General features: G+C 70.8%; 11 protein-coding genes. 6 read left to right on the top strand and 5 right to left on the bottom strand.

The window, feature by feature from the left end; translation table 11 throughout:
• Positions 1-62: 62 nt before the first annotated feature.
• On the top strand, positions 63-935 hold the full coding sequence (locus KVT45_RS24365; RefSeq protein WP_217551008.1) for a cellulose-binding protein: 873 nt from the start codon (positions 63-65) through the stop codon (positions 933-935).
• A 212-nt stretch (positions 936-1,147) separates the two neighbouring features.
• Here KVT45_RS24365 and KVT45_RS24360 read toward each other — a convergent pair whose 3' ends face one another.
• From KVT45_RS24360 to KVT45_RS24350, 3 genes are all read right to left on the bottom strand, one after another.
• The gene (locus tag KVT45_RS24360; RefSeq protein ID WP_308310848.1) at positions 1,148-2,758 is read right to left on the bottom strand and encodes a cation acetate symporter; all 1,611 of its coding nucleotides are present in this window, start codon (positions 2,756-2,758) and stop codon (positions 1,148-1,150) included.
• Positions 2,755-3,165 carry a DUF485 domain-containing protein gene (locus tag KVT45_RS24355; RefSeq protein WP_217550817.1) on the bottom strand — a complete coding sequence of 137 codons (411 nt, stop codon included), beginning with the start codon at positions 3,163-3,165 and terminating at the stop codon, positions 2,755-2,757. The genes KVT45_RS24360 and KVT45_RS24355 overlap by 4 nt, the downstream gene beginning before the upstream one ends.
• Before the next feature lie 189 nt (positions 3,166-3,354).
• Positions 3,355-4,848: an MFS transporter gene (locus KVT45_RS24350; RefSeq protein ID WP_217550815.1), complete on the bottom strand. Its 1,494-nt coding sequence runs from the start codon at positions 4,846-4,848 to the stop codon at positions 3,355-3,357.
• Positions 4,849-5,334: 486 nt separating this feature from the next.
• Here KVT45_RS24350 and KVT45_RS24345 point away from each other — a divergent pair, with 486 nt between their 5' ends.
• Positions 5,335-6,123 (top strand): ABC transporter ATP-binding protein, encoded by a 789-nt coding sequence (locus tag KVT45_RS24345; RefSeq protein ID WP_217550813.1) that lies wholly within the window; start codon positions 5,335-5,337, stop codon positions 6,121-6,123.
• A complete protein-coding gene (locus KVT45_RS24340; protein WP_217550811.1) occupies positions 6,120-8,699 on the top strand; it encodes an ABC transporter permease in 2,580 nt (859 codons plus the stop codon). Before KVT45_RS24345 ends, KVT45_RS24340 begins: the two co-directional genes overlap by 4 nt.
• A gap of 103 nt (positions 8,700-8,802) precedes the next feature.
• Here the strand turns inward: KVT45_RS24340 and KVT45_RS24335 are convergent, their stop codons facing one another.
• Complete coding sequence (locus KVT45_RS24335; RefSeq protein WP_217550809.1) at positions 8,803-11,877, bottom strand: NACHT domain-containing NTPase; 3,075 nt, start codon at positions 11,875-11,877, stop codon at positions 8,803-8,805.
• A 556-nt stretch (positions 11,878-12,433) separates the two neighbouring features.
• On the opposite strand from KVT45_RS24335, the gene mfd reads away from it, so the two are divergent.
• Together mfd and KVT45_RS24325 are read left to right on the top strand one after the other, a co-directional pair.
• A complete protein-coding gene (gene mfd / locus KVT45_RS24330) occupies positions 12,434-15,967 on the top strand; it encodes a transcription-repair coupling factor (protein ID WP_217550807.1) in 3,534 nt (1,177 codons plus the stop codon).
• Between the two features lie 35 nt (positions 15,968-16,002).
• Entirely contained in the window at positions 16,003-16,359 is a 357-nt protein-coding gene (locus KVT45_RS24325) for a MerR family transcriptional regulator (RefSeq protein ID WP_217551005.1), read from the top strand.
• A 94-nt stretch (positions 16,360-16,453) separates the two neighbouring features.
• Here the strand turns inward: KVT45_RS24325 and KVT45_RS24320 are convergent, their stop codons facing one another.
• Positions 16,454-17,218, bottom strand: coding sequence for an SDR family NAD(P)-dependent oxidoreductase (locus tag KVT45_RS24320; protein WP_217550805.1), 765 nt, complete (start codon positions 17,216-17,218; stop codon positions 16,454-16,456).
• A 335-nt stretch (positions 17,219-17,553) separates the two neighbouring features.
• Here KVT45_RS24320 and KVT45_RS24315 point away from each other — a divergent pair, with 335 nt between their 5' ends.
• Positions 17,554-18,270, top strand: coding sequence for an HNH endonuclease family protein (locus KVT45_RS24315; RefSeq protein WP_217550803.1), 717 nt, complete (start codon positions 17,554-17,556; stop codon positions 18,268-18,270).
• Positions 18,271-18,287 lie beyond the last annotated feature (17 nt).

The raw sequence follows: 18,287 nt of genomic DNA, 5'->3' as shown, positions 1-18,287 counted from the left end.
TCCGCGAAATCATCATTTCGTGCGGGTCCGGCGGAGAGGGGTTCCAGGTGAGCAGCGCATCGATGTCGCCGTACGACTTCGTGACCGTCCGGGGGCGTGGCTACCGCCCCGATCAGGTCGACACGTTCATGGCGGAGCTCTGCGAGGGCCGGGACGCGGCGTGGGAGCGTGCCGCGCGGCTCACCGTGCTCGCCAAGGACATGGAGGCGGAGGCCGGGCGGCTGCGCGCCGAGGTCGAGCAACTTCCTCCGCAGACGTACGAGGCGCTCGGGGACCGCGCGCACCGGGTGTTCCGGCTCGTGGTGGAGGAGGCGAAGGCCCTGCACGAGGGCGCCCGGCGGGCGCTGACGGACGGGGTCGCGGAGGCCGCGGAGCGTGCCGACAGCGCGCGCTGTGCGGTGCAGGAGCAGGCCGACGCGCTCCGCGCGGACACCGAGGAACGGGCCCGCCAGTGGCTCCTCGCGGCGCGCGCCGAAGCGGACGACATCCGCATCGGCGCCCGCCTGGAGGCCAAGGAGCGGCGGGGCGAGGCCCTTTCGGCGTTGCGCGAGGTGCGGCAGCGCACCACCGGGATGCTCGCCGAACTGGTCAAGGAGCACGCCGAACGCTGGGCCGAGGAGGAGCGCGAGGAGGCCGCGCGCGCCGCCGCGGTCGACGCGCACAACGCCGAACGCATCGCCCGCGCCGAGGCCGCCCTGGCGGAGGCGGAGCGGGCCCTGGTCGAGGCCGAGGAGTCGGCCCGCCGCTCCCAGGAGGAGGCACACGCGCGTGCCACCGAGCTCCTCGCGGAGGCCCGGGTCCGGGAGGAGCGCATCGCGCGGGAGACCGAGCGGGTGCTGCGCGAGCACGGCGAGACCTGGGACGACGTCCAGGCGCACATGGACCACATGCGGGACAGCCTCATGTCCCTGACGGGGCGAGCGACGGCGGAATAACCGCTCGGCAGCGCCCCGAAGGGGCGCGGGGCTGTATCGATATGCGGCTCCCGCCGCGTGGGCGCGACCAGCCACAACGGCGCCGCAGCTCGCGGAAGCGCCCCGAAAGGGGCGCGGGGAACTGCGCGACCAGCCACGACGGCGCCGCAGCCGACCGACAACACATCGCGGCACTTTCGGGCGGAACGCCCGCGGTACTTCCCGGGGAGCGCTCAGCTCCCTCTCCGTACCGCCCCCGCGAGGATCCACCCCTCCACGGCCTCGTACTGCCGTCGCTGTTCCGCGGCCCTGCGCCGGCCGGAGGCGACCGTCCCCAGCCAGCCCAGGAAGAAGCCGGCCGGGATGGAGACGAGGCCGGTGGTGGTGAAGGGGAACCAGTTGAAGTCGGCGTGCGGGAAGGCGGCGCCCGGCGAGCCCGAGACCAGGTTCGTGCCGGGCATCAGGAGCAGCACGGTGAGGGTGCCGCCGACGAGGGTGCACATCAGGCCGGCGCGGGTGTAGCGGCGCCAGAAGAGGCCGTAGACCAGGGCCGGGGCGAGGGCGGAGGCACCGAGGCAGAAGGAGAGGGTGATCAGGGGCTGCAGGCTGTGGTGCTGCACCAGGGTCGCCAGCAGGATCGTGGGGACTCCTATGGCGAGCGCGGAGACGCGGGCCAGGGTCATCTCACGGCGGGCCGGCATGTCCTGGACGCGGGTCGCGAAGACGTCGTGGGCGAGGGAGTTGGCGCAGGCGAGGATCATGCCGGCGACGGAGGCGAGCAGGGTCAGGAAGATCGCCGTGGTGACGGTGGTGAAGAGCAGGGTCTCCGCCGTCGAGACGTCGGATCCGAAGGCCGCGCGGGAGCCCAGCAGGTAGGCGGTGTTGCCCTGCGGGTCGGCGGCGGCGATGGCGGCGCGGCCGACCAGGGCGGTGGCGCCGAAGCCGACGACGCTGACGACCGGCACGAACAGGGCCACGCACGACACGGCCCAGGACATCGACCGGCGGACCTGGCGGGCGCTGGAGGCGGTGTACATGCGCATGGTGATGTGCGGCAGGCAGGCGCCGCCGAGGACGATGGTCAGTTCCGAACTGATCATGTCCAGGCGGGGTGCCGGGCCGCCCCTGAACTGGAGGCCCGAGTGCAGGAAGGCACGGCCGGCGCCGCTGCCGCCGGCCGCCGCGGTGAGCAGGGCGCCCGGGTCCCAGTCGAAGCGGTGCAGGATCAGCAGGGCGACGACGGTGCCGGAGCCGAGCAGGGTCACGATCTTCAGGATCTGGATGAGGGCGGTGCCCTTCATGCCGCCGATGGCCGCGTAGCTGATCATCAGGGCGCCGAGGCCGATGACACAGCCGGTCTGCACGGTCTCGTTGGAGAAGCCGAGGACGAAGGCCATCAGCTGGCCGGCGCCGGCCAGCTGGACCAGCATCAGCGGCAGCAGGGCGGCGATGGTCACCGCGCAGGCCGCGATCCGTACCGACCGGCCGGGCATCCGGCGGGCCAGCGCGTCGCCCATGGTGAACCGGCCCGCGTTGCGCAGCGGTTCGGCCAGCAGGAACATCAGCAGCATCAGCGACAGGGCCGTACTGAGGGCGAGGACGACGCCGTCGTAGCCGCACAGGGCGATCACGCCGCCGGTGGCGAGGACGCCGGCCCCGGAGATGTAGTCGCCGGCGATGGCCAGGCCGTTGCGCAGCGGGGAGAGGGAGCCGTAGCCGGTGTAGAACTCGTCGAGGTCGTCGCGGTCCGGGCCGGTCATCACGCACAGCAGGAGGGTGAGCGTGGCGACGACGGTGAAGGCGACCAGGGACATGGACTGGGCGGAGCCGCTGAAGCCGGTCACCGTGCGGCCCCGCGCCTGGCGTCCAGTTCGGCGGTCCTGCGGATGCGGTCGGCCAGCGGGTCGACGTGGCGGCGCGCGGTGTGCTCGTAGAGGGCGATCGCCAGCCAGGTGACGGGGAGCTGGAGGAGTGCGAGGAGCAGTCCTGCGGGTACGCCGTCGGCGACCGTGCTGGTCATCACGCGCGGGGCGAACGCCGACAGCACCAGGAAGAGCGTGAAGTAGCCGAGCGCGGTGAGGGTCGCGGTGCGCCGCTGGAGGCGGTAGGCGCCGCGCAGCACCCGCAGGTCGCTGTGGTGCCCGACCGGCTCCCGGTGCGGCACGTGCCGGGGTCTCGGCGGCTGGGGCGGCAGCGGCTGCCAGGGGTAGGTGAGGTGGGACGGCTCGGTCGGGGAAGGGTCGTAGGACATCCCGGTGCTCCTTGCATGGCTCGGGTCCGTGGCGGCGGACCGCAGGGAGAGGAGGGAGCGGGGGACGCACGTTACTCGCAGGTATCCGGGGTGTGCGGCCGTTTTCGGCAACTGGCCGGTCGGTACGCGCTTACTTCACGCGAACGTGTCTGACCTCGGGTGTTACCCGCGTTAACGCCGGGACGCGAGTCAGTCTTTGAGGACCGGGAAGCGTCGCGGTGCCACCGACAGGAGCACCAGGAACGCCAGTGCCGCCGCGCACGCCGCCCCGAAGTAGACGGCGTGGACCGCGTCCGCGATGGCGTGGCGGGTGGCCTCGGTGGCCGTTCCGTCGTCCAGCGTGCGCGTGACGGAGTCGAGGTCGCCCGCGCCGCCCAGCCGCGCGGCCAGCACCCCGTTGGCGACCGCGCCGAACACCGACGCCCCGATCGTCTGGCCGGTCTGCCGGCAGAACAGCACCGACGCGGTCGTCGTGCCCCGCTCCTCCCAGCCCACCGTCGACTGCACGCCCACGATCAGCGGCAGCTGGAACAGGCCCAGCGCGCCGCCGAGCAGGAGCATCAGCAGCGTCGGCTGCCAGGCCGACCCCGGATAGGGCAGGAAGGGGAACGCGAACAGGATCAGCGCGGCCGCGCCGATGCCGAGCAGCGCGGTGTCGCGGAAGCCGATCCGCCGGTACACGTGCTGGCTGAGGGCCGCGGAGATCGGCCAGCTCAGCGTCCAGACCGACAGTACGAACCCGGCGGCCACCGGCGCGAGCCCGAGGACCGACTGCGCATACGTCGGCAGGAACACCGTCGGCGCCACCATCAGCAGGCCCAGCGCGCCGAGCGCGAGGTTGACGGCCGCGATCGTACGGCGCCGCCACACCCACCCCGGGATGATCGGCTCCGCCGCCCGGCGCTCGATCCACATCACGACTCCCACCAGCGCGAACCCGGTGGCGAACAGCGCGCACGACGGCGCGGACCACCACGCCCACGCCACTCCGCCCTGCACGAGCGCCGTCAGCAGCACGCCCCCGCACGCGAAGACCGCCAGCGCACCCGCCCAGTCCACCCGCGGGGGCGTGCGCGGCGCGCGCTTCGGCTCGTGGAGGTGACGCACTATCAGCCAGAGCGCGGCCACGCCGATCGGCAGGTTGACGAGGAAGATCCACCGCCAGTCCGCGTACGCGGCCAGCACCCCGCCGAGCCCCGGTCCGGCGACCGCCGACACCGCCCACACCGTGGACAGCTTCGACTGGATCTTCGGGCGCTCCTCGAGCGGGTACAGGTCGGCCGCGAGGGTCTGCACGGTGCCCTGCAGCGCCCCGCCGCCGAGGCCCTGCACGATCCGGAACGCGATCAGCGCGCCCATGTTCCAGGCGACCGCGCACAGCAGCGACCCCAGCAGGAACACCGCGGCGCCCGCGACCAGCACCGGCTTGCGGCCGAAGGTGTCGGAGAGCTTGCCGTACACCGGCAGCGTCACGGTGACGGCCAGCAGGTAGCCGGAGAAGAGCCAGGAGAAGACCGAGAAGCCGCCGAGGTCGCCGACGATCTGGGGTACGGCGGTGGAGACGACGGTGGAGTCGAGCGCCGCCAGCGCCATGGCGAGCATCAGGGCGGCCACCACGGCCCCCCGCCGGCCCGTCGCGGCCTCGCGTCCCGCCGTGCGTATCGCGGGTTTGGTGTTCCCCACGCCGGATCCCCTCCCGATGTGTTCCTCATGTATCTATGTCGCGTACGACAGCTTCCCATCCGCTCCGGCGCGGCGGGAGTACGCGTCCACCTGGTGGAAGTCCGCGGCCACCTGGCCGGAGCGGGCGTCCACTTGACCCTCACGCGACGGGAGGGTGGACGCTGCCTGGGCCGGTGGGTGGAGCGCGACCCTGAGAAAGGCTCCACCCGGCGGTGGACGTCCCCTAGGGGGTTCTCCGTACTACGGCTCGGGGAGGGTTCGTACCGCCGGAGGACGAGACGGCACCCCACTCGTCCTTAACCTGGCTTTACGCCGCCGGGGGTGGTTGACCGAACCGGCGGGGGTGGGGTTTTCCCCCCGGAAAGACGGGGCTTCGCACCAGCGCGGGACGGGCCGCGTACGGACAGACTCATCGGCGTACCAACCACTTCGCAGCAAGGCGCAGCACAGTGCTGCTCATTGGCTGACCGACTTAGGAGACATACCGTGACATCGGCTGTGACCATTCCCAGGCACGGGGGTACTGGAGGGCGTACGGCCGTTGCCGCGCGGGCGCGGCAGGTCGTCAAGGCGTACGGCGCCGGAGAGACCCGTGTCGTCGCCCTGGACCATGTCGACGTGGACATCGCGCGGGGGCAGTTCACCGCGATCATGGGCCCCTCGGGGTCCGGAAAGTCCACCCTGATGCACTGCCTCGCCGGGCTCGACACCGTGACGAGCGGTCAGATCTACCTGGACGACACCGAGATCACCGGCCTGAAGGACAAGAAGCTCACGAAGCTGCGCCGGGACCGGATCGGCTTCATCTTCCAGGCGTTCAACCTGCTGCCGACGCTGAACGCGCTGGAGAACATCACGCTCCCCATGGACATCGCCGGCCGCAAGCCCGACAAGGAGTGGCTGGGGCGCGTCGTCGACACCGTGGGGCTCGCGGACCGGCTCAAGCACCGTCCCACGCAGCTCTCGGGCGGTCAGCAGCAGCGCGTGGCCGTGGCGCGCGCCCTCGCCGCCCGCCCCGAGATCATCTTCGGTGACGAGCCGACCGGAAACCTCGACTCCCGCGCGGGCGCGGAGGTCCTCGGCTTCCTGCGCCGCTCCGTGGACGAGCTGGGCCAGACGATCGTGATGGTCACGCACGACCCGGTCGCCGCCTCCTACGCGGACCGCGTGCTCTACCTCGCCGACGGCCGGATCGTCGACGAGATGTTCAAGCCGACCGCGGACACCGTCCTGGACCGCATGAAGGACTTCGACGCGCGGGGGCGTACGTCATGACCGTCATGAAGACCTCGATGCGCAACTTCTTCGCGCACAAGGGGCGCATGGCCCTGTCGGCGGTCGCCGTCCTGCTGTCGGTGGCGTTCGTGTGCGGCACGCTGGTGTTCACCGACACCATGAACACGACGTTCGACAAGCTGTTCGCGGCGACCTCCTCCGACGTCACGGTCAGCGCCAAGGGCGCCTCCGACACCGGGCAGACGACCTCCGACAACGGCAGGCCGCCGGTCATGCCGGCCTCGGTGGTCACCAAGGTCCGCGCGGCGGCCGGCGTCAAGGCGGCCGAGGGGACGGTCTTCTCGACGTCCGTGACCGTCGTGAACGCGGACAAGGACAGCATGTCGCCGTCCAGCGGCGCGCCGACCATCGTCGGGAGCTGGAACTCCAACGACGCCCGCACCATGAAGATCACCTCCGGTGCGGCGCCGGAGAACTCCGGCCAGATCATGGTGGACGCCGACACCGCCGACAAGCACCACCTGAAGCTCGGCGACGAACTCGCCGTCATCAGCGCGGTCGGCACGCACACCGCGAAGATCTTTGGCATCGCCGACTTCACCGTCACCAACCCCGGTGCCGCGATCTTCTACCTGGACACCAGGACCGCCCAGCAGGCGCTCGTCGGGCAGACCGGCGTCTTCACCAATGTCAACGTGACGGCCGCGTCCGGGGTGACCGACCCGCAGCTGAAGAAGAACGTGATCGGCGAACTCGGCTCCGCCTACAAGGTGCAGACCGCCAAGGAGACCGCCGACGCCAACCAGAAGGACGTCGAGAGCTTCCTGAGCGTCATGAAGTACGCGATGCTCGGCTTCGCCGGGATCGCCTTCCTGGTCGGCATCTTCCTGATCATCAACACCTTCTCGATGCTGGTCGCCCAGCGCACCCGCGAGATCGGCCTGATGCGGGCCGTCGGCTCCAGCCGCGGCCAGGTCAACCGATCCGTGCTCGTCGAGGCCCTGCTGCTCGGTGTGGTCGGCTCGATCCTGGGCGTCGGCGCGGGCGTCGGCATCGCGGTCGGCTTGATGAAGCTGATGGGGTCCATGGGTATGCACCTGTCGACCAGCGATCTGACGGTCGCCTGGACGACCCCGGTGTTCGGCCTGCTCCTCGGCGTCGTCGTCACCGTCCTCGCCGCCTACCTGCCCGCGCGCCGCGCCGGCAAGGTCTCCCCGATGGCCGCGCTGCGCGACGCGGGCGCCCCCGCCGACGCCAGGGCGGGCCGCATACGCGCCCTGGTCGGCCTGGTGCTGACCGGCGCGGGCGGCTACAGCCTCTACCTGGCCTCGGCCACGGAGCAGGCCAAGGAGGGCTCGGCCTGGCTCGGCCTCGGCATCGTCCTCTCCCTCATCGGGTTCGTCGTCATCGGCCCGCTGCTCGCGGGCGGTGTCGTACGGGTCCTGGGCGCCGTCCTGCTGCGGATGTTCGGCCCGGTCGGACGCATGGCCGAACGCAACGCGCTGCGCAACCCGCGCCGCACCGGCGCCACGGGCGCCGCCCTGATGATCGGGCTCGCGCTGGTCGCCTGCCTCTCGGTGGTCGGCTCCTCCATGGTGGCCTCCGCGAGCGACCAGCTCGACAAGACCGTCGGCACGGACTTCATCATCCAGTCCGACAGCGGCCAGCGGATCACCCCGCAGGCGGTCAAGGCCGTCAAGGACGTGCCGGGACTCGCGCGGGTCACCGAGTACCGCACGACCACCGCCGACTACACCACGCCCGACGGCAAGACCCTCAAGGACACCGACATCACGGCGGCCGACCCGACGTACGCGACCGACCTGCGCACCAAGACCGTCGCCGGTGACCTCAAGGACGCCTACCTGCCCGACTCGATGTCCGTGTACGACAAGTTCGCCAAGGCGCACGGCATCCACCTCGGCTCGAAGATCGCCGTGAAGTTCAAGGACGGCCGCACGGCCCACCTCACGGTCCGGGCGATCACCAGCAGCGACGGCCTCATCGACGCCGGATCCAAGTACACGAACATCACCACGCTCGCCAAGTACGTGCCGGCCGCCAAGATGCCGCTCGACGACCTGGTCTTCGCCACCGCCGAGGACGGGCGGCAGGACGCCGCGTACAAGTCGCTCAAGTCCGCGCTGCACGACTACCCGCAGTACACCGTGCGCGACCAGACCGACTACAAGCAGGCGCTCAAGGACCAGATCGGCCAGCTGCTGAACCTGATCTACGGCCTGCTCGCCCTGGCGATCATCGTCGCGGTCCTCGGTGTCGTGAACACCCTGGCCCTGTCGGTGGTCGAGCGGACGAGGGAGATCGGCCTGATGCGGGCGATCGGCCTCTCCCGCCGCCAGCTGCGCCGCATGATCCGCATGGAGTCCGTGGTGATCGCCCTCTTCGGCGCCCTGCTGGGCCTCGGACTGGGCATGGGCTGGGGCGCCACGGCCCAGAAGCTGCTCGCCCTGCAGGGCCTGAAGGTCCTGGAGATCCCCTGGCCGACGATCATCGGGGTCTTCGTCGGCTCGGCCTTCGTGGGCCTGTTCGCCGCCCTGATCCCGGCGTTCCGCGCGGGCCGCATGAACGTCCTGAACGCGATCGCGACGGACTGAACCAACCCGGAAGACCACCGCATACGGGGGTTGCGGGGGAACGCCCGGCGCCGGGGAGTCCTGAGGGACTCCACGGCGCCGGGCTCTTCGGCTGCCGGGGAAGTCAGCTCGCTTCGAGCCGGTTCCAGAACTCCTCCGTGCCCGGGCGCGTTCCGTCGTTGGCGAGGATCGCGGCCGCGCTGCACTTCAGCCGGAGCCTGAACTTGCGCTCCCCGCTGGCCGAGAAGGTGTCGTCGTGGGCCAGCTTCGTGTCCAGAAGCTCGTTGACGAACCTCTTCCAGATGTCCGGGCCGTATTCCTGGGTCCACTTCAGCCGGGCGTCCTCCGGCTGGTAGTCGTTGCGGAGAATGACGGACTTCTCCACACGCCGGACCATCGTCGTCAGATAGTGGCGTGCGGCCAGCACCTCGACGGGCGGAAGGTTGTCGTCCCTGTCCTCTGTGTCGGAGACCTCTGCTCCGTAGCGTCGCAGGGCGTCGAGGATGTGCTCCCTGCGGTACAGGAACTTGTTGGGAAGCAGCAGCTCCACCAGATCGGAGTGGCGCACCCCGCGCAACCCGGCGAGGTCCGACGGCGAGCCGCTCACCCTGATCTTCTTGACGCTGGTGTTGTCGAGCCGCAGGGTCCAGCCGCCTGACGTGGGCAGGACCAGCCCGGCGAGCTCGCATCCGACGATGCGTGTGTCCACGTCCTGGACCTTGGACAGGTCGAGTTCGTCCGCGAACACGGCGTTGTGTATGTCCGCGCTCGGCATATGGCCCGTCTCCTTGATCACGGCTCCCCACAGGGCGCCGAGGTTGGTGGCCGCGACGGTGGACTCGATCTGCTGTTCCGTGCGCTGGATGCGGGGCGCGAAGTCAGCGACTGCGCGGGCGACACGCGCCTGCCCGGCCGCGGCGACGACCCCCGTGACGGTGGCGGACCGCCAAGGGGACTCCTTGAGCATCCCCTGGAACAGGGCGGTGTGTCCCTCCAGGAGATAGGTGCTCGCGGCGCCGGCCAGGAACTGGTCGAAGAACAGCTCGTGCTGGAAACGGAAACGTGAGGCGGACGTGTCGTCCGAAGCCGCCGTGAGTCCGCAGAGTACGGGCAGCCGCTGCTTGAGGTGGCGCCGGGAGGACAGTTCGTCTTCGATGGCGTACTGGGCCGCCTCCTGCAGCTCGCCGATGTCCGCCTCGCGTTCTTCGTGGGTTGCCATGAACTCCGCGACGTATTCGAACATGCGCCGTAGTTCGGCGCTGGTCAGGAGGGCGGCGTCCCCCTGACCGGTCAGCTTGCGCTCCTCGCGCGCCACGTACTTGTCGAGCAGTCGCTCGGCGAGCGCGTTGCTCTTTATCGCTCTCTCGTCGGGGTTGAGCGTCATCTCCGCGAACGCGTGCGCGAAGAAGGGCAGCCCCAGCAGCTGCCGGTCGGGCTCGGACAGCCGGTCCAGGCTCTCGCGCGGGACTCCGTACTCGTCCAGGAACGACGTGACGTCCTGGGGCGACCAGCGTTGCACCGTTGCCACACGGTGGCGTACGAAGGGCATGCCCTGCTCGTTGGCGCGTTCGACGCTGGAGCGGTACTGGCCCATGTAGTAGGAGGACCTGGCCGACACCACCACGACGCCCCGGCCGCCGAGCTCGTCCAGCCAGGGCCGTAGCGACCCGATCGCGTCGCTGTATCCCACTCCGCCCAGCAGCTCGTCGAACCCGTCGATGAGGAGGGTCATCAACCCGTTGCGGCACAGTGCCTTGACGCCCTTGTCGGTGAGGTTCCGGGTCGATGCGACGGCGCTGTCCACCACGGTGCGGAGGCTGTCGAGTACCTGGCCGGTGGAACGGACGTACAGGAACAGGGCCCGGTCGGAGGATTCGCCCGCGTGCAGTGCCCGCTCGACCTCCAGCGTGCGGGTCTTCGCCGCGTCGAGCATCGCCCGCGTCTTGCCGATCCCCGCCTCGCCGTTGATGAAGACCACTTGCGTCTGGCCCCGGTTGGCCTGGAGGTCCTGGTCGACACCGTCGATGAGCGCGTCGAAGGTCTGGGGCGACTCCTCATGGCTGCCGTCCATGTCGGAGACGACGACCTTGGCCATCCGGGTGGTGACGCGTTCCCGGGAGACCCAGCCCAGGGAGTCCCGCTCCTCCTCTGCCAGCTGGCGCTCCAACTGCTCCAGCTTCTGCCGCAGACGAGTCGCGACCACCGGCCAGTTGGCCAGGGAGCGCAGATATTCGGTGTACGGGACCCAGCCCGACTCCGCTCGCCATTGACGGGTGTTGTTCGGGCCCAGCCGGAAGTAGTCCCGGCGGGGCTGGGTTCCCGTGCCCTCACCGGTCGCCTTGTCCCAGTAGAACTCGAAACCCTGGTCGTGATCGGCGTAGACGGGCTCGGAGTCGTCGTCGGCGAAGCCGCCGAGATCCTGCTCGACATCCTTGACGAAGTATTCCAGGGTGCCGTTCTCCGTCTTCTTCGGCTTGAGAAGGGGGTGCAGCGCCGAGTGGACCGCTTCGTCGGAGGGAGAGCTGTTCACCGATCCACCCCCGAAACAGAGGAAGGTGGGGTGCGCGCGGGTGAACTTGGAGAAGAGATGCCACACGCCACTGGGCTTCATGTGGAGGAACGGCCAGAGCGACACTTCGTCGCCATCCCAGACGAACGACGGCCGCAGTTCCCCTGAGTCGCCCTCGTGGAGTACCAGTTCGGCAGGGATCAGGGACTCCGTGACCGCGTCCGCGATGGAGTGGACCAGCTCGTCCAGCGTGGCCAGTTCGGTTTCCCCGGCCGGCAGCGGCCCCCCGTGGCTGATGTGGTCGCGCAGCCGCTTGAGATCGCGCAGTTCCCTGGGGGCACCCGGAACACCCTGGTCGTAGAGGTCCAGGACCTTGCCGACGGCTTGGCCCACGCGGCCGGCCGGCGCCGTCGCGCAGTTGTCCAGTTGCTGACGGGCGCGCCGCAGGTAGCCGGTCCACTCGCCGAGGCCGGGGGAACGGCCGACGAACGCGGCCGGCAGTCCAGCCGCCCGTACCGTCGCGGCGGCCGTCAGCGCCAGGAACCTCAGCTCGAAGTCGAGGACGGAGAAGCCTTCGTGGATGCTGCGCGGATTGCTTCCGGACGCGTACGAGGCCTCCATGAACCGGAATACCCCGGCGGGAGTGCTCGGCGTCGGCTCCTCGGCCGGCGATTCTCCTGTGCTCTGCACCGTTTCCCCCCGGATTCTGTGTGACAGTGCCACGCACCTTATCGATCGAACCGGGACATCACCCGACCTGTGGACAAGAACGGCGCCGGGGGAGCCCGAAGGGACCCATCGGCGCCGGACGCCGTCGCGCCAGCCGAGTACGTCTTCGCTCTCCGAGCCCGGGTCGGGTGCCGGGCACGTCTTGTTCTGCTTTCCGAGCCCGGCTTCCCGACCGACCGCGTCGCGCGGCGGTCACGCCTTTGTCCTTCGCTTTGTCCTTCGCTTTGTCTTTCGAGCCCGGCCTCTCGATCGACCGAGTCGGGTGGTGGGCACGTTTTTGTCTTTCGAGCCCGGCCTCTTGATCGACCGAGTCGGGTGGTGGGTGGGCATAGGCTTCGGGGGTCCAGGGGGCGGAGCCCCCTGGTACGGCCGCCGGGACGCGCGGCACCTCACAGGGCGACGGAGGTTATCCACAGCCCCGGCACCCGCGCCCGCGTAGTCGTACGCTGGAGACCCCCCGGTCGCAGCCCGCGCCGGGCACTTCGCGTTGCCCACCCCCCGACGAAAGCCGCCCTGAATGAGCCTGCACGGTCTGCTCGACGTCGTCGTCAAGGACCCCGCCCTCGCGGAAGCGATCAAGGCGGCCGCGGACGGCAACCGCATGCACGTCGACCTGGTCGGCCCCCCCGCGGCCCGCCCCCTCGCGGTCGCCGCCCTGGCCCGCGAGGCCGGCCGCCCCGTGCTCGCGGTCACCGCCACCGGCCGCGAGGCCGAGGACCTGGCCGCGGCCCTGCGCACGCTCCTGCCCTCCGAGGGCGTCGCGGAGTACCCCTCCTGGGAGACGCTCCCGCACGAGCGCCTCAGCCCCCGCAGCGACACCGTCGGCCGCCGCCTCGCCGTCCTGCGCCGCCTCGCCCACCCCAGCTCCGACGACCCCGAGACCGGCCCGGTCTCCGTCGTCGTCGCACCCGTACGATCCGTGCTCCAGCCGCAGGTCAAGGGCCTCGGCGACCTGGAGCCGGTGGCGCTGCGCACCGGGCAGAGCGCCGATCTGAACGAGGTGGTCGAAGCCCTCGCCGCGGCCGCCTACGCGCGCGTGGAGCTCGTCGAGAGGCGCGGCGAGTTCGCCGTACGCGGCGGCATCCTGGACGTGTTCCCGCCCACCGAGGAGCACCCCCTGCGCGTCGAGTTCTGGGGCGACGACGTCGAGGAGATCCGCTACTTCAAGGTCGCCGACCAGCGCTCCCTGGAGGTCGCCGAGCACGGCCTGTGGGCACCGCCCTGCCGCGAGCTGCTGCTGACCGAGGACGTCCGCGCACGCGCGCGTGCCCTCGCCGAGGAGCACCCCGAGCTCGGCGAACTCCTCAACAAGATCGCCGAGGGGATCGCGGTCGAGGGCATGGAGTCCCTCGCCCCGGTCCTGGTCGACGACATGGAACTGCTGCTCGACGTGCTGCCCAAGGGCGCGATGGCCGTCGTGTGCGACCCGGAGCGGGTCCGCACGCGCGCCGCCGACCTGGTGGCCACGAGCCAGGAGTTCCTGCAGGCGTCCTGGGCGGCCACCGCGGGCGGCGGCGAGGCCCCCATCGACGTCGGCGCGGCCTCCCTGTGGTCGATCGCGGACGTCCGTGACCGCGCGCGCGGGCTGGACATGATGTGGTGGTCGGTGTCGCCGTTCGCGGCGGACGAGGAGCTGGCGGCCGACACCCTCAAGCTGGGCATGCACGCCCCCGAGACCTACCGCGGCGACACCGCGAAGGCCCTCGCCGACACCAAGGGCTGGCTGGCCGACGGCTGGCGCACGGTGTTCGTCACCGAGGGTCACGGTCCCGCCTCCCGCACGGTCGAGGTGCTCGGCGGCGAGGGCATCGCGGCCCGCCTCGACGTCGACCTGGGAGAGCTGAGCCCCTCGGTCGTGCACGTGTCGTGCGGCTCGATCGACTACGGCTTCGTCGACCCGGCGCTCAGGCTCGCCGTCCTCACCGAGACCGACCTGTCCGGCCAGAAGGCGGCCGGCAAGGACGGCGCCCGGATGCCGGCCCGCCGCCGCAAGACCATCGACCCGCTCACCCTGGAGCCGGGCGACTACATCGTGCACGAGCAGCACGGCGTCGGCCGCTACATCGAGATGGTGCAGCGCACCGTCCAGGGCGCCACCCGCGAGTACCTGGTCGTGGAGTACGCCCCCGCCAAGCGCGGCCAGCCCGGCGACCGGCTGTACATCCCCACCGACCAGCTGGAGCAGATCACCAAGTACGTCGGCGGCGAGGCCCCCACCCTGCACCGCCTGGGCGGCGCGGACTGGACGAAGACCAAGGCGCGCGCCAAGAAGGCCGTCAAGGAGATCGCCGCCGACCTGATCAAGCTCTACAGCGCGCGCATGGCCGCCCCCGGCCACGCCTTCGCCGGCGACTCGCCCTGGCAGCGCGAACTGGAGGACGCCTTCCCGTACGCGGAGACCCCCGACCAGCTCACCACCATCGCCGAGGTCAAGGAGGACATGGAGAAGTCCGTCCCCATGGACCGCCTGGTCTGCGGCGACGTGGGCTACGGCAAGACCGAGATCGCCGTACGGGCCGCCTTCAAGGCCGTACAGGACGGCAAGCAGGTTGCCGTCCTCGTCCCCACCACCCTGCTGGTGCAGCAGCACTTCGGGACGTTCTCCGATCGGTACTCGCAGTTCCCGGTGAGCGTGAAGGCGCTCTCCCGGTTCCAGACCGACACCGAGGCGAAGTCGACCCTGGAGGGCCTCAAGGAGGGCGCCGTCGACGTCGTCATCGGCACCCATCGCCTCTTCTCCTCGGAGACCAAGTTCAAGGACCTCGGCCTGGTCATCGTCGACGAGGAGCAGCGCTTCGGCGTCGAGCACAAGGAACAGCTGAAGAAGCTGCGCGCCAACGTCGACGTGCTGACCATGTCCGCCACCCCGATCCCGCGCACCCTGGAGATGGCGGTCACCGGCATCCGCGAGATGTCGACGATCACCACGCCCCCGGAGGAGCGCCACCCGGTGCTCACCTTCGTCGGGCCGTACGAGGAGAAGCAGATCGGCGCCGCCATCCGCCGTGAACTGCTGCGCGAGGGCCAGGTCTTCTACATCCACAACCGGGTGGAGTCCATCGACCGCGCGGCGGCGAGGCTCCGTGAGATCGTCCCCGAGGCGCGCATCGCGACCGCCCACGGCCAGATGTCGGAGTCGGCCCTCGAACAGGTCGTCGTCGACTTCTGGGAGAAGAAGTTCGACGTCCTCGTCTCGACCACGATCGTCGAGTCCGGCATCGACATCTCCAACGCCAACACGCTCATCGTCGAACGCGGCGACACCTTCGGCCTCTCCCAGCTGCACCAGCTGCGCGGCCGTGTCGGCCGGGGCCGCGAGCGCGGGTACGCGTACTTCCTGTACCCGCCGGAGAAGCCGCTGACCGAGACCGCGCACGAACGGCTCGCGACCATCGCCCAGCACACCGAGATGGGCGCCGGCATGTACGTGGCGATGAAGGACCTGGAGATCCGCGGCGCCGGAAACCTGCTCGGCGGCGAGCAGTCCGGGCACATCGCGGGCGTCGGCTTCGACCTGTACGTGCGTATGGTCGGCGAGGCCGTCGCGGACTACCGGCGGCAGCTGGAGACCGGCGAGATCGAGGAGGAGCCGCCGCTCGAGGTCAAGATCGAGCTGCCCGTCGACGCACACGTCCCGCACGACTACGCGCCGGGCGAACGGCTGCGCCTCCAGGCCTACCGTTCCATCGCCTCCGCCAACTCGGAGGAGGACATCAGGGCGGTCCGCGAGGAACTCACCGACCGCTACGGCAAGTTGCCCGAGCCGGTGGAGAACCTGCTGCTGGTCGCCGGGCTGCGGATGCTCGCCCGCGCGTGCGGGGTCGGCGAGATCGTCCTGCAGGGCACCAACATCCGCTTCGCACCGGTGGAGTTGCGCGAGTCGCAGGAGCTGCGGGTCAAGCGCCTGTACCCGGGGACCGTCATCAAGCCGGCCGTCCACCAGCTGCTGGTGCCCCGCCCGAAGACCGCGAAGGTGGGCGGCAAGCCGCTGGTCGGCCGGGAACTGCTGGGCTGGGTCGGTGAGTTCCTCGCCTCGATCCTCGGGTCGTGACGGGTGACGGGTGACGGGTGACGGGGGCGCGGGACGTGCGGATCGGTGAGCTGGCGCGGGCGACCGGATCGACGCCGCGCGCCCTGCGCCATTACGAACAGGCGGGTCTGATCACCTCCGTACGCGCCGCCAACGGCTATCGCGCGTACGACGCCCGTACGACCGTACGCGTCCGCAACATCCGCCGGCTGCTGGCGGCGGGCCTCACCCTGGACGACGTACGGGCCTTCCTGCCGTGCCTGGACGGCGAGGTCACCGTCGGCCGCGCGTCGGCGCGGGGCCTGCGGATCGCCCGGGACCGGCTGGCGGTCCTGGACGCACGGATAGCGGCACAGACGGAGGTACGGGAGCGACTGGCGGCTGCGCTGCGCGAGGCGGGCGAGACGGCCTGACGGGCACCCTCGGACGCCGTGACGCCGTGACGCCGTGACGTCGTGACGCCGTGACGTCGTGACGCCGTGACGTCGTGACGCCGTGACGTCGGGTTCAGGAGACGACCGCCCCGCCGTCCACCGGCAGCACCACGCCGGTCACGAACGAGGCCTGTGGCGAGGCGAGCCGGGTGATGGCCCAGGCGACCTCCTCGGGACGGCCGATCCGGCCGAGCGGGGTGTGGTCGAGCTGCCACTTGCGCAGGGCGGCCCGCTGCTCCGGGGTGTACCCGGAGTGGTCGGCGATCGGTGTCTCGATCGCGCCCGGGGCCACCGCGACCACCCGGATCCCGTGCGGTGCCAGTTCGACGGCCCAGCTGCGGGTGAGCACTTCGAGGGCGGCCTTTCCCGCCGCGTACAGGGAGTTGCCGGTCGGCCAGCCACGCTGGCCGACGGCCGTCGTCACGTTCACCACGACACCCCGGCTCTCCTCCAGCGCCGGGAGCGCGGCCTGGGTGAGCAGCACGGGAGCGATCAGGTTCGTCTCCAGCAGCGGCCGCACGGCCGCGCCGGTGTAGGTGCGCAGGGAGCCGGCGGTGACGACCGCCGCGTTGTGGACGAGCACGTCGAGACGGCCGTAGCGCTCCAAGGCCGTCCGTACGACGGCGCCGGGCCCGTCCTCGGCGGTGATGTCCGCGGGCAGCGCGGTGATCCCGGGGTGCCCGTCGGCGGTCTCGGAGAGGGGGCCCGGCCGGCGGCCGACGGCGACCACGTGCGCGCCCTCGGCGGCGAACGCGCGCGCCGTGGCGCGGCCGATACCGGTGCCGGCACCGGTGACGACGACGGTACGGGGGGTCTGGGGGCGGATGTTCTCGCTCATGCCGGGATCGTCGGACCCTGACACCGGCGTCAAGGTCAAGTCCCCCTCGAAAGGCCCCCGGAGGCCCCGAAAGGCCCCGGGAGGCCCGGAGGCATTCGGGCACGGCAAGGTGTGAGGCGTGCCATCGGGGGCATTCGGTCGCAGCGGGGAGTGAGCGGGCGCGAAGGTGTGCGGTCCGGGCTTCCCTCCGGGCGTCAGTCGGATGCCGATAAGGGCCAGTTGATGGCATACGCACTTTTAGGTGCTATCTGGCCCGAACCGCGCGGCAGTTACCGTTGGACCAGCAGGAATCCGCACGTGCGAAGGCGGATCTGGGCAAGCATGAGGGGGCGCACGTGGCGCGTCTGAGGGGCGCGGCGGTCACCGCTGCCGTCGTGGTGTTCGCGGTGGCCGGCTGTACCGACCTGCAGGACAAGGGGAGTCCGGGAGCCCAGGGCGCGGGCGGCGGGGGAGCGGCGCTGACCGCCGCCGACTCGCTGGCCGTCAAGGGCAGGGCGCCGAAGTCCGGTTATTCCCGGGCCAGGTTCGGCTCCGCCTGGGCGGACACGGACTCCAACTCCTGCGACACCCGGGACGACATACTCAAGCGGGACCTGAAGGAGGTGAAGTTCAGCGACGGCGACTGCAAGGTCTCCTACGGAGTCCTGGAGCCGGACCCCTACTCCGGCAAGGAGGTCACCTACAAGCGCGGCCGCAGCCTGGTCGACATAGACCACCTCGTCGCCCTCTCGGACGCCTGGCAGAAGGGCGCCAAGTACTGGGACGCCAGCAAGCGCATAGCCCTGGCCAACGACCCGCTGAACCTCCTGGCCGTCGACGCGAGTGCCAACCGGGGCAAGGGTGACGGTGACGCGGCCACCTGGATCCCGACGAACAAGGTCTACCGCTGCACCTATGTCGCCGCGCAGGTGGCCGTGAAGAAGAAGTACGGCCTGTGGGTCACCGCTGCCGAGAAGGCCGCGATGAAGAAGGTCCTCGCCACCTGTCCCGGCCAGAAACTCCCCTCGGGCGGCAACCCGACCAAGGCGCCGTCACGCTTCAAGGCGCGCTGAACCGGCCCGCCCCCGCC

The organism is Streptomyces sp. GbtcB6, from assembly GCF_019091475.1.
GTDB classification, from domain to species: domain Bacteria; phylum Actinomycetota; class Actinomycetes; order Streptomycetales; family Streptomycetaceae; genus Streptomyces; species Streptomyces hyaluromycini.
The sequence above is the reverse complement of the archived record's forward strand: the minus strand, read 5'-3'. Positions and strand labels throughout refer to the sequence as shown.